This window comes from Streptomyces sp. NPDC059853 (assembly GCF_042731495.1).
Lineage (GTDB): Bacteria > Actinomycetota > Actinomycetes > Streptomycetales > Streptomycetaceae > Streptomyces.
Genome location: NZ_JBHWJL010000163.1, coordinates 1 through 11223 on the forward strand (window position 1 = coordinate 1; position 11223 = coordinate 11223).

Annotated in this window: 10 protein-coding genes; 6 read left to right on the forward strand and 4 right to left on the reverse strand. The window is 74.1% G+C overall.

What is annotated here, in order from left to right; all coding sequences use genetic code 11:
* Positions 1-54: 54 nt before the first annotated feature.
* Positions 55-642, reverse strand: a complete 588-nt coding sequence (locus ACFV5N_RS17625) for a TetR/AcrR family transcriptional regulator (protein WP_385600333.1) — start codon at positions 640-642, stop codon at positions 55-57.
* A gap of 72 nt (positions 643-714) precedes the next feature.
* On the opposite strand from ACFV5N_RS17625, the gene ACFV5N_RS17630 reads away from it, so the two are divergent.
* Together ACFV5N_RS17630 and ACFV5N_RS17635 are read left to right on the forward strand one after the other, a co-directional pair.
* Complete coding sequence (locus ACFV5N_RS17630) at positions 715-1530, forward strand: SDR family NAD(P)-dependent oxidoreductase (protein WP_385600336.1); 816 nt, start codon at positions 715-717, stop codon at positions 1528-1530.
* 170 nt (positions 1531-1700) lie between these two features.
* Positions 1701-1844 (forward strand): hypothetical protein, encoded by a 144-nt coding sequence (locus tag ACFV5N_RS17635; RefSeq protein ID WP_385600338.1) that lies wholly within the window; start codon positions 1701-1703, stop codon positions 1842-1844.
* Here ACFV5N_RS17635 and ACFV5N_RS17640 read toward each other — a convergent pair.
* Positions 1819-2040, reverse strand: a complete 222-nt coding sequence (locus ACFV5N_RS17640; protein ID WP_026047136.1) for a DUF2277 domain-containing protein — start codon at positions 2038-2040, stop codon at positions 1819-1821. The two genes, ACFV5N_RS17635 and ACFV5N_RS17640, sit on opposite strands and share 26 nt — an antisense overlap.
* Positions 2041-2224: 184 nt before the next feature.
* On the opposite strand from ACFV5N_RS17640, the gene ACFV5N_RS17645 reads away from it, so the two are divergent.
* The 3 genes from ACFV5N_RS17645 to ACFV5N_RS17655 all read left to right on the forward strand — a co-directional run bounded on the left by ACFV5N_RS17645 (position 2225) and on the right by ACFV5N_RS17655 (position 7255).
* Positions 2225-3202, forward strand: coding sequence for a polysaccharide lyase family 1 protein (locus ACFV5N_RS17645; protein WP_385600341.1), 978 nt, complete (start codon positions 2225-2227; stop codon positions 3200-3202).
* A gap of 124 nt (positions 3203-3326) precedes the next feature.
* Entirely contained in the window at positions 3327-6596 is a 3270-nt protein-coding gene (locus ACFV5N_RS17650) for a substrate-binding domain-containing protein (RefSeq protein WP_385600344.1), read from the forward strand.
* Between the two features lie 161 nt (positions 6597-6757).
* Positions 6758-7255, forward strand: coding sequence for a DNA-binding protein (locus ACFV5N_RS17655; RefSeq protein WP_385600347.1), 498 nt, complete (start codon positions 6758-6760; stop codon positions 7253-7255).
* 25 nt (positions 7256-7280) lie between these two features.
* Here ACFV5N_RS17655 and ACFV5N_RS17660 read toward each other — a convergent pair whose 3' ends face one another.
* Positions 7281-8261: a ketopantoate reductase family protein gene (locus ACFV5N_RS17660; protein ID WP_385600350.1), complete on the reverse strand. Its 981-nt coding sequence runs from the start codon at positions 8259-8261 to the stop codon at positions 7281-7283.
* A 112-nt stretch (positions 8262-8373) separates the two neighbouring features.
* Between ACFV5N_RS17660 and ACFV5N_RS17665 the strand changes: the two genes are divergently transcribed.
* On the forward strand, positions 8374-9765 hold the full coding sequence (locus ACFV5N_RS17665; protein ID WP_385600352.1) for a glutamate decarboxylase: 1392 nt from the start codon (positions 8374-8376) through the stop codon (positions 9763-9765).
* A 19-nt stretch (positions 9766-9784) separates the two neighbouring features.
* Here the strand turns inward: ACFV5N_RS17665 and ACFV5N_RS17670 are convergent, their stop codons facing one another.
* A complete protein-coding gene (locus ACFV5N_RS17670; RefSeq protein WP_385600355.1) occupies positions 9785-10873 on the reverse strand; it encodes a peptidoglycan-binding protein in 1089 nt (362 codons plus the stop codon).
* Positions 10874-11223 lie beyond the last annotated feature (350 nt).

Below are 11223 nucleotides of genomic sequence, written 5' to 3' on the forward strand. Positions count from 1 at the left end.
GAGGTGCCCCCAGTAGCCGGCGGCGCGGCCCCGCGAAGATCCGCAAGAGACGGCCTAGCCGCGGAGGGTCGCGACGGCGTCGGTGAAGAGGCGTTCGATGTCGTCCGTGCCGCCCGAGCGGTACCAGGCGTCGACGGCCGCGTCGAGGCAGGCCAGCGCGGCGGCGACGAAGGCCAGGGCCCGCGGGTCGGGGTCCGGTGACGGGGGGAGGCCGAGGCGCTGCTGGATCCCGGGGGCGAGCAGTTCCTGCCAGCGCAGGTGCTTCTCCAGGTGCCGGGCGCGCAGGGAGGGTGCCTGGCCGTGGATGCCGGCGAGGATCAGCTGTTCCTTCTCGCTGCCCGCGGCGTGCCGCAGCACCCTGAACGCCTCGGTGATGGCCGTCCACGCCGATTCCTCCGCCGGACGGGCCTCCAGGGCCGCCCGTACCGTCTCGCCCAGCGCTTCGGTGTCGCCCAGGACGACGTCCTCCTTGCTCCCGAAGTAGTGGAAGAACGAGCGGCGCGAGATGCCGGCCGCGGCGGCGATCTGATCGACGGTCGTCGCCTCGAAGCCGTTCTCCGCGAAGAGCTGTACGGCGGTGGCGGCGATCTCCGCGCGCGCCGCGCTGCGGGCCCGCTCTCGGAGCGTGGGGGTGTCGGCCATGCTCCCAGTGTAGGAACAGGGACTCGGTGCAGGCCCTTGCACTCGATGCAAGAAGCTGCATAGAGTACGGCTATGCGTCCCATCGACTTCACAGGTCAGACCACGATCGTCACCGGCGCCAGCTCCGGCATCGGTGCCGCCTTCGCGCGGGAGCTGGCCCGCCGCGGCTCCGATGTCGTCCTCGTCGCGCGGCGGCACGACCGGCTGGAGGCACTCGGCGCCGAACTGCGGGAGCGGCACGGTGTGCGGGCCGAGCCGGTCGCCCTCGATCTGAGCGAGCCGGGCGCGGGCCGGCGGCTGGCCGCCGAGCTGGACCGGCGGGGCATCAGCGTCGACGGCCTGGTGAACAACGCGGGCTTCGGCACCGACGGCCCCTTCCACGCGGAGGATCCCGGCCGCCTCACGGACGAGATGACCGTGGATGTCACCAATCTCGTGGACCTCACCCGCGCGTTCATCGGGCCGCTCCGCGCCTCCGGCCGGGGAGTCCTGGTCAACGTGGCGAGCATGGCGGCCTACACGCCCATGCCCGGGATGGCGGTGTACGGGGCCTGCAAGGCGTTCGTCCTCAGCTTCACCGAGGCGCTGTGGTACGAGGCGCGCGGCACCGGTCTGCGGGTGCTGTCGCTCGCCCCGGGGCTCACCCGCACCGAGTTCTTCGACGGGCTGGGCAGCGGGGCCTACCAGGGCCGATACCAGACCCCGGAGCAGGTGGTCGCGACCGCGCTGCGGGCCCTCGACCGCGGCAGACGGCCCAGTGTGCAGTCCGGGCGCCTCAACGCGCTCGTGGTCAACCTGAGCCGCTTCACCACCCGTCGGCGGGCCGTGCTGGTCAGCGGCGTGATCGGGGCACGGTCGTCGGGGACGGCGGCCACCGCGGCGGCCTGACCCGCTGCCCGGCCGGGCTCCCGGATCCCCTACGGCCGGGGGAGGCCGCCCGGGGTGCTCGGGCCGGACTCGTAGGCCGTCACCACCGCCTGGGCGCGGCTGGGCAGGGCGAGTTTGCTTATCAGGCGCTTCACCTGGGTCTTGACCGCGGCCTCGACATCCAGGGCTTCATGACCCGCAACGGTGTGACCGGGGACGGCGCCCGCAGCATGATCGTGTCGGTCAACACCAACGTGCTGCTGCCCGAGGGCGACACCCCCATGCCGGAGGGCGACGCGGCGCGGGCGCTCATCGAGAGCGCGCTGTGTTCCTGACCTCCAGATGAGCCAGCAGGTGTTCGGTGGCGGCGGTGATGTCCCGCACCGCGGCCTCGAACACCTCTTCGTTGTGCGCGGCCGGCCGGTGGAAGCCGGACACCTTGCGGACGTACTGCCGTGCCGCCGCCTCGATGTCCTGCTCCGTGACATCGGGGGCCATCGGGGGCCGCAGGGTCTTGATGCTTCTGCACATGCTTCCAGTGTGCCGCGCCGCACTGACAACGCCCAGCTCAGCGCAGAGTCACACAACACAAGCACGCAATAGTCCACAGGCGGGCCGTCATCGTCCACACGGTCCCGCCCTAGCATCAGGGCATTGCACGTGTGCGAGCCGCGCGACCCATCCCTCCCACCCCCACATCCGGACGGAGCATCGCATGCGCAGGACGAGCGCAAGGTTCAAGCTGGCCTCGGTCACGGCCGTCGCCACCGCCGTCGCCACGCTGGGCGCCCTGACCGCCTCCAGCGGCACCGCCGCCGAGGTGCCGCGGGACACCGTGTCGACCCTGGCCGTGGGCACGCCCACCGGCTTCGGCGCGGGCACCACCGGCGGCGCCGGGGGCACCACGGTCACCGTGACCAACGCCGGCCAGTTCACCGAGGCCGTGCAGCGCTCCGGCGCGGTCGAGGTGCGCGTCAACGGCACCATCCAACTCGGCTCGATGACCAAGGTCGCCGCCAACAAGACCGTCATCGGCGTCGGGAACAACGGCCGCATCACCGGCAGCGGCCTCAATATCAGCGGCGTCTCCAACGTCATCATCCAGAACCTCACGTTCTCCGGTTCGAACGACGACGCCATCAACATCGAGCGCTCGACCCGGGTCTGGATCGACCACAACACGCTGACCAACGCCTACGACGGCCTGGTCGACATCAAGCGGGCCTCGGACAACATCACCGTCTCGTGGAACCGGGTGTACGGCCACGACAAGACGATGCTGCTCGGCCACGACGACGGCAACGCCTCCGAGGACCGGGGCAAGCTGCGGGTCAGCTACCACCACAACTGGTTCGACGGCACCAACCAGCGCAACCCCCGGGTCCGCTTCGGCAACCCGGTGCACGTCTACAACAACTACTACGGCGGGGTGACCAGTTACGGCGTGGCCTCCACCAAGGAAGCCGGTGTCCTGGTCGAGGGCAACTACTTCGAGAACACCCGCGACCCGTTCCACCTCGGTGAGGGCTCGTCCCCGGCGGGCACCCTCGTCGCCCGCAACAACCACTTCGTCAACTCCGGCTCGGGCCAGGCCGGCGGCTCGGTGAACGGCATCCCCTACAGCTACCGCCTCGACGCGGCGGCCGGCGTCAAGTCGATCGTCCAGTCGGGCGCGGGCGCCGGAAAGATCTGACCCGGCCCGCGCCCCCTCCGCACCACCCGCACCACCCGTGCCCGGACCGGCCCCGGCCTTGTCCGGGTACGGTCATGGGGTTATCTTCCTCGCACGTTTCCCACGGCGGACGAGGAAGTTCTCCATGGCACGACGTCGGCCCCGCCCCACCATCGGGCTCGTCACGGCCAACATCCACCTCGGCGTCGGCGCCACGCTGTGGGCCGGTGTCCTGGAGGCGGCCGAGCGCAACGACGTCAACCTGCTGTGCTTCCCCGGCGGCGCCGTCCGGCCCGACGGCGCGGACGGCGCCGCCCGCAACGCCCTCTACCGGCTGATCTCCCCCGACCACCTGGACGGCGCGATCTGCTGGACCTCCACCCTGGGCCTGCCCGCCCCCGGCGCCGCCCCGGCCGACCGGCTCACCGCACGCCTCGCCGCGCTCGGCGCCGTCGTCAGCCTCAACCGTGCCCTCGACGACCACGAGACGCTGCGGCTGGACAGCAACACCGGCATGCGCCGCGCCGTCGGCCACCTCACCCGCGACCACGGCCGCCGCCGCCTCGCCTGCCTCCGCGGCCCGCTGGCCAACCCGGTCTCCGTGGACCGGTTCCGCGCCTACACCGACGCACTCGCCCGCTACCGCCTGCCGTACGACCGCGCCCTGACCGGCGCCTCCGTCGACTTCGCGCCCGGCGCGGGCGCCGCCGCGATGCGGGTGCTGCTGGACGTCCGCGGGCTGCGCCCCGGCCGCGACTTCGACGCCGTCATCGTGTGCAGCGACGCCCTGGCCGCCGACGCGCTGCGCTTCCTCACCCACCGGGGCGTCCGGGTCCCCGAGGACGTCGCGCTCATCAGCTTCAACGACTCCGCCGAGGCGCAGATCAGCGACCCGCCGCTCACCTCCGTCGCCCTGCCGTTCGGCGCGCTCGGCGCGCTCGCCGTCGACACCCTGCTGGCCCGGCTGCGCGGCACCGCGCCGCCCGCCCGGCGCGCCGTCCCCGGCACCCTGGTGATCCGCCGGTCCTGCGGCTGCCACTCGCCGCTGGTCGGCGAGGTGGACCGGGACGCGGACGGCGGCGGCCCCCGCGATCTGCCGCCCGGGCTCGCCGGCCTGGTGCCCGCGCTGGAGGAGAGCACCGGCACCGCCTTCCTGGCCGGTCTCGAACGGCTCATCAGCAGCCGTGTGCACGCGCCGGAAGACGCCGCCGCGTGGGACCGCGCCCTGGTGGCGCTGCGCGCCGCCGGGCCCGTGCCGGGCAGCGCGCGCCGGGAGCGGCTGCTGGGCCAGGCCCGGCTCATGGTGGCCGACAAGACGCAGCGGCTGCTGGAGTACGAGCGGTGGACGAAGGAGCAGGAGGCCCGCGGGCTCCAGGAACTGGCCGCCGCGCTCGCCACGGTCACCGACACCGCCGCGCTGACCGCCGCACTGGACCGGCGGCTGCCACCACTGGGCGTCCCGGCCGTCCGGCTGCGCCTCGACCCGGTGCCCACCGCGCCGGGCCCGCCCGACGGCCCCGACGCGTCGGTGGTGTCCGCCGCGTCCGGCCTCCCGCTGCCCCCGGCGGACGGACCGCGCTGGACGGCCGTCCTCGAACCGCTGCACACCGGGGCCGAGCACCTCGGCTTCGCGCTCTTCGAGACCGGTCCGCGCCGCGCCGCCGCCCGGCAGGGCGCGCTGTTCCGGGCGCTGGGCGACCAGATCAGCGCGACGCTGCGGGGCGTGCGCCTGTTCGAGGAGGTGCGCCGGGCCCGGGACGCCGCCGAGCGGGCCAGCCGCCGCAAGACCCGGCTGCTGGACAACGCCACGGACGAACTGCGCACCCCCGTGGAGGCCATCCTGCGCCGGCTGCGGCCCGGCGACCCGGGGCACGCGGACGCCGCCCAGTTACTGCTGCTGATCGATGATCTGCTGGATCTGTCCCGTTCGGAGATCGACGCACTTGATCTCGATCGACAACTGATCGATCCCCGACCTCTTCTGATCGAGACCTTTACGGACCCCGGCACCGCCCGCCTCCCGGCCCAGCTGCCCGCCCTCGTCGCCGACCCCGCCCGGCTGCGGCAGATCCTCGGCAACCTCCACCGCGCCGCCGCCGGTCCCGGCAGCCGGCTGACCGCCGACATCCGGCCCCCGTACCTCGTGCTGCGCCTCACCGCCCCCGCCCTGCGCGCCGCCGCGCCGCCCGGCGACGCCGACCAGCTCTTCCAGCCCTTCGCCACCGGCCGGCCGGGAAACCGGCTCGGCCTGGCCATCGCCCGCCGCCTCGCCGTCCTGCACGGCGGCACGCTCGGCTTCTCGGACGGCGCGTTCGTCCTCGAACTCCCGCTGCCCGCCCCGCCCCCCGGCTACGTCCGCGCACTGCCCCCGGCCGGGGCCGCCCGTACCCTCCTCATCGCCGCCTCCACCGCCCCGCCCCCCGAACTCACCGCACTCGCCCGCCGCCACGGTCTGCTGCCCCACCACCTGCACCCCGACGACGACCTCGCCTCCCTCGTCTCCCCGCCCGGCCCGGCCGCCATCGCCTGGGACACCGCCCACGCCCGCCCCCAGGAGTGGCCGGTGATCCGCAGACTCCACGACCACCCGGCGCTGCGGCACACCCCGTTCCTGCTGTACGGGATCGGGGACACCCCCGCGCTCGGCCGCCCCGACCTGCACACCGCCCTCACCGCGCTGCGCCCGCCCGGATCCACCCTGCCCGCCCTGATCGCGACCGCCGTCCCGGCCACCCGCGAGGAACTGCGCCGGCTGCTCACCACCGTGCTGCCGGGCCGCCCCGTCCGGGCCGCCGCCGACGGCACCAGCGCACTCGCCCTGCTGGCCGAGGACGCCGGTCCGCCCGCCCTGATCGTCACCGACCGGGTGCTGCCCGACATGGACGGCTTCGACCTCGTCGACCAGGCCCGCGAACGCACCGGCGCACCGGCGGCCACCCCCGTCCTGCTGCTCAGCGACGACGGCTTCACGGCGGCGGACCTCCGCCGCGCGGAACCCCACCCCGGCCTTGTACTGCTGGGGCGCCAGGTGCTCACCGCGGCGGAGACGGCCGCGCTGCTCACCACCATGACCCAGCGCACGGAACCGGCGCCCGCGCCGGTGCGCGCGGCGCTCGCTTATCTGGAGGGCCACTACCGGCAGCACGTCACGCGCTGGCAGGTGGCGCAGGCGGCCGGCACGAGCGAGGACCATCTGGGGCGGCTGTTCCACCGCGAGCTCGGGCTGACCCTGTGGGAGTACCTGACCCGGCTGCGCATCCGCCGCGCCATGGCCCGGCTGCGCACCAGCGACGACACCATCCAGACCGTGGCCCGCGCGGTCGGCTTCCACGACCGCGCGTACTTCACCCGCGTCTTCCGGCGGCACACCGGCCACACCCCGCACGCCTACCGGGCGGGCGGCCCGGGGAGCTGAGCGGCGGTCCCGTGGCCGCTGCCGGCCGGCCGGTGCCGCACGGACCGGCCTCCACCGGCGAGGGGACGCGGAGCGTCTCCCCGCCCGCCGACGGGCGCTCATGAACATTTCGTTCACTTTACTGCGTTGACAAGGGAACGTTCCGCCCGGAGGATGGCGGCATGACCGACGATCCCTTCACACCCCCCGACCCCGGCGCCGCCGCCGCGCGCCGCGCGTACGCCGCGCTCTTCCGGATCGCCGAACGGCACGCCGCCGACGACGCCCAGCGCGCCCGGCAGACCCATCCGGCCGTGCTCGCACCGCACGAGGCCGTACGGCTGGTGGCCTTCCTGCTCAGCGGCGCCGCGCTGCCCGCCGACGGCGAGCCGGAGGTGGACCGGGCGGACATCACCGCCGCCCTCACCCTCGTCCCGCGCGCCCGTGCCGAACTGGACGAGGTCGAGGCCGGGCTGATCAGCATGGCCAGGGGGCGCGGGCTCACCTGGCAGGAGATCGCCTTCGGCCTGGGGCTCGGCACACCCCAGGCCGCCCGCCAGCGGCTCGCCCGGCTCGGCGAACGCCTGCCGGACGCCGCCCGGGAGGCCACCCCGGGCGCGCCGCCCGCCGGAGCGGCGCCCACGGAGGTGTCAGCAGCCGACGCACCGGCGGAGAGCTGACACCGGCGACGCCCCCGGCCGGACGTCACACCAGCTCGGCCGCCGTCAGCGACCCCGGCGCCCGCCCCTCCCGCGCGAACCGGTTCGCCGTGCGCTGGAGCAGCTCGTTCACCGGCGTGTCCACCCCGTGCAGCCGCCCCAACTGCACGATCTCCCCGTTCAGATAGTCCGCCTCGATCGACCCCGCGCCGCGCCGCAGGCTCTGCCACGACGAGCCGTGCGCGGGGTCGCCACCCGGCACCGGCCGCGTCCGCATCCGCTCCCCGCGCAGCGCCGCCTGCTCCTCCTCGGACGCGAACGCGATCCCGGCGGCCCGCAGCACCGCGACCCCCTCCGCCCGGGCCCGCGCCGCCAGCTCCGCCGAGCCCGGCTCGCTCGCCGAACCGGTGATCGCCTCCACCGCGTTCGCCAGATTCGACAGCAGCTTGGCGTACTTCCACCGCATCACGTCCCCGGCCACCGGCGCCAGGAAGTACGCGCCGTCCAGATCGGCCGCGATCCGCCGCGCCGTCTCGTCCGTCCCCTCGGGGAACCGCCCGATGTGCAGCATCCCGGTCAGCGGCGCACACGGCGCGGTGATGACCCCGGGCGCCAGGAACTGCGCCGGAAGCCACACGCACACCCCGTACACGTGCCGGAAACGGCGCAGCGCCAGCCGCTCGTTCACCACCCCGTTCTGCGCGCACAGCAGCGGCAGCCGCTCGCCGGCGGTCCCGCCGCCCGCCACCGGGCGGCCCGCCCAGGCCTCCAGCGCCGCCACGCTGTCCTGGGTCTTGACGGCCAGGACGAGGACGTCGTCCGGGCGCAGCTCGACGGCCTCGGGCCGGTCGGCCGCCGGTATGGGCAGGGTCAGGGAGGCGTCGGGGGTCCGCAGCCGCAGGCCGCCGTCGCGCAGCTCCGCGAAGTGGGCACCGCGCGCCACGAGGACGACCTCGTGACCCGCCTCGTGCAACCGTCCGCCGATGGCCCCGCCGACCGCTCCCGCTCCGATGATGATGTAGCGCATACGCCCCATCATCACCCGGCCACCGCGCACCTCCCCCCGCCCTCGCCCGGTCATCGCCTCTTCGGCGGCGGCACGGTTGCGGCCCGGTGCCCGGACCCGCAGCGTGGGAAGCGTGCCTCTCCACCGCGTGACCCAGGAGCGTACGGACCAGAGCGCCGACCTGTACGCGCTGCCCGGCAGCGGCCGGGCCCTGCCGCGCTACGCCCTGCCCGACGGGCCGATGCCCGCCCGCGAGGCGTACCAGCTGATCCACGACGAACTCGCCCTGGACGGCAACTCCCGGCAGAACCTGGCCACCTTCTGCACCACCTGGTCCGAGCCCGAGGTGCGGGCCCTGATGACCGAGACCCTCGACAAGAACATGGTGGACAAGGACGAGTACCCGCAGACCGCCGAACTGGAGGCGCGCTGCGTCCACATCCTCGCCGCGCTCTGGCACGCCCCGCACGGCGCCGCCGCCGTCGGCTGCTCCACCACCGGATCGAGCGAGGCGGCGATGCTCGGCGGGCTCGCGCTGCACCGCCGCTGGCGGGCGCGGCGCCGGGCGGAGGGACGCCCCGCCGACCGGCCGAACCTGGTGTGCGGACCGGTCCAGGTGTGCTGGGAGAAGTTCGCCCGCTACTTCGGCGTCGAGCTGCGCCGGATGCCGCTGCTGCCCGGCCGCACCACCTCCGACCCCGCCCAGCTCGCCCGCTACTGCGACGAGAACACCATCGGCGTGGTCGCCACCCTCGGCGTCACCTTCACCGGCGCCTACGAACCGGTCGAGGACATCGCCGCCGCCCTCGACGCGCTCGCGGCCCGCACCGGGATCGACGTACCGATCCATGTGGACGCGGCGAGCGGTGGTTTCGTGGCGCCGTTCCTCCAGCCGGGACTCAAGTGGGACTTCCGGATCGAGCGGGTGAAGTCCGTCAACTGCTCGGGCCACAAGTTCGGCCTCGCCCCGCTCGGCGTCGGCTGGGTGGTGTGGCGGGACACCGGCGACCTGCCGGACGACCTCGTCTTCCACGTCGACTACCTCGGCGGCGACATGCCGACCTTCGCGCTCAACTTCTCCCGGCCCGGCGGCCAGATCGTCGCCCAGTACTACAACCTGCTGCGACTGGGCCGGAGCGGCTACCAGGCCGTGCAGCGCGCCTGCGCCGACACCGCCGTCGCGCTCGCCGACGGCATCGCGGGACTCGGCCCCTTCCAGGTGCTGCACGACGGCCGCGCCGGACTGCCCGTGGTGTGCTGGACGCTCACCCCGGAACGCGCCGCCGACCGGGCCGGCTGGACCCTGTACGACCTGGCCGAACGGCTGCGGCTGCGCGGCTGGCAGGTCCCCACCTACCCGCTGCCGGCCGACCGCCAGGAGACCGTCGTCCAGCGGGTGGTGGTACGCCACGGGGTCAGCCGCGATCTGACGACCCTGCTGCTCGCGGACCTGCGCGGGGCGCTGGCCGAGCTGGCCCGCCATCCGGCGGCCACAGCCGAGCAGCGCCCCGCGTTCCATCACTGAGGGACCGGCGTCCCCCGCGTCACCAGTGGACGATGACCTTGTCGCCCTCGCGCACCTCGTCGAACAGCGCGGCGATCGCCGCCTCGTCCCGGACGTTGACACAGCCGTAGGAGCCGCCGTTGTAGCCGTTGGCGGCGAAGTTCTCCGAGTAGTGCACCGCCTGGCCGCCGTCGAAGAACATCGCGTACGGCATCGGCGAGTCGTACAGCGTCGAGTGGTGGTTGCGGGACTTCCAGTAGACGTCGAACTCACCCTCGCGGGTCGGGTACTCCTCGGTCCCGAACCGCACGTCCATGGTCGTCTTCACCTGGCCGTCGATCACCCACGACAGCGTGTTGGTGGTCTTCGAGATGCACAGCGCGCGCCCGGTCATGCAGCGCTCGTCCAGGTTGGCCGGCGTCTCCACCTCCGGCACCTCGATCGGCGGGAACATGTCGTCCTGCGCCGGGGCGCTCGTCTGCTCCTTCAGCGCGGTCCAGGTCCCCTCGTCCAGCTGGCCGGTCGCCTCGATACCGGCCGACTGCTGGAAGGCGCGCACGGCCGAGGAGGTGACGTCGCCGTAGTAGCCGGTCGGCTTCTCGTCGAAGTGGCCGAGCTGGATCAGCCGCGCCTGGAGCTCACGCACCTGGTCGTTGTTGTCGCCGTAGCCCATCACCAGCTGCGGCGGGTACAGCTCCTGCTGGCTGGGGGCGGTGCTCAGCTCCGTGATGGCGGCCCAGGTGCTCTCGAAGACGGTGCCGGAGACCTCCAGCTGCTGCGCCTCCTGGAACCCGGCCACCGCGCCGACGGTGACGTCGCCGTAGTAGCCGGTCGGGTCGGCGGCGAAGTGGTCCAGCTGGGCCAGGCGCGCCTGCAACTCGCGCACCTGGTCGGACTCGTCGCCGAATTCGAGGACGACCTCCTCGGCCGGCTCGGTCTCTTCCTCCTCCGGCTCCTCGTCGGCCGGCTTGTCGTCCACCTGGTCGGCCTCGGGCGCAGAACTGGCCGGCGGCGCCGCGCTCTCGTCGTCGGTACCGCCCTGGCCTCCGCACCCGGTCAGCAGCAGAGCCGCCGCGGCGAGGGCCGCGACGGCGACGGACGTTCTGTGCCTGAGCGCGGAGCGCACCATGTCCCCCTGAAGGATTCGTAGGTCTCAGTAGTAAAGATGCGCGAACCGGGAAGTCCGTTGCCGACCGGGCCATAACGATGGGATATCGGAGGTGTGGAGAGGTTGCCGAGCGCCCCGCGCGCGCTCCCGGCGCGCGGTCGAACCGCGCACGGCACCAGCGCGTTCGGCAGCACACACACCCCGGAACGCACCCGGGATCCGGACATCCGTCCGCCCATCGCCCCACCGCCCGGCCGGGGCGCGGCACGCCCGGACGCACGTGGCGCCCGGGCGTGGACGTGCCCGGGCCCGGCGGAGCGGGGGGTGTCGGCTCCGCCGGGCCCGGGTCGGGTGGTGATGCCGGGTCGGGG

What these genes read in the sequence shown, in the direction of transcription:
- ACFV5N_RS17635 (WP_385600338.1), top strand. Translation starts at nt 1,701, where the DNA reads ATGACCCGCAACGGTGTGACCGGGGACGGCGCCCGCAGCATGATCGTG.
- ACFV5N_RS17650 (WP_385600344.1), top strand. Translation starts at nt 3,327, where the DNA reads ATGGCACGACGTCGGCCCCGCCCCACCATCGGGCTCGTCACGGCCAAC.
- ACFV5N_RS17655 (WP_385600347.1), top strand. Translation starts at nt 6,758, where the DNA reads ATGACCGACGATCCCTTCACACCCCCCGACCCCGGCGCCGCCGCCGCG.
- ACFV5N_RS17660 (WP_385600350.1), bottom strand. Translation starts at nt 8,261, where the DNA reads ATGCGCTACATCATCATCGGAGCGGGAGCGGTCGGCGGGGCCATCGGC.
- ACFV5N_RS17645 (WP_385600341.1), top strand. Translation starts at nt 2,225, where the DNA reads ATGCGCAGGACGAGCGCAAGGTTCAAGCTGGCCTCGGTCACGGCCGTC.
- ACFV5N_RS17640 (WP_026047136.1), bottom strand. Translation starts at nt 2,040, where the DNA reads ATGTGCAGAAGCATCAAGACCCTGCGGCCCCCGATGGCCCCCGATGTC.
- ACFV5N_RS17630 (WP_385600336.1), top strand. Translation starts at nt 715, where the DNA reads ATGCGTCCCATCGACTTCACAGGTCAGACCACGATCGTCACCGGCGCC.
- ACFV5N_RS17670 (WP_385600355.1), bottom strand. Translation starts at nt 10,873, where the DNA reads ATGGTGCGCTCCGCGCTCAGGCACAGAACGTCCGTCGCCGTCGCGGCC.
- ACFV5N_RS17625 (WP_385600333.1), bottom strand. Translation starts at nt 642, where the DNA reads ATGGCCGACACCCCCACGCTCCGAGAGCGGGCCCGCAGCGCGGCGCGC.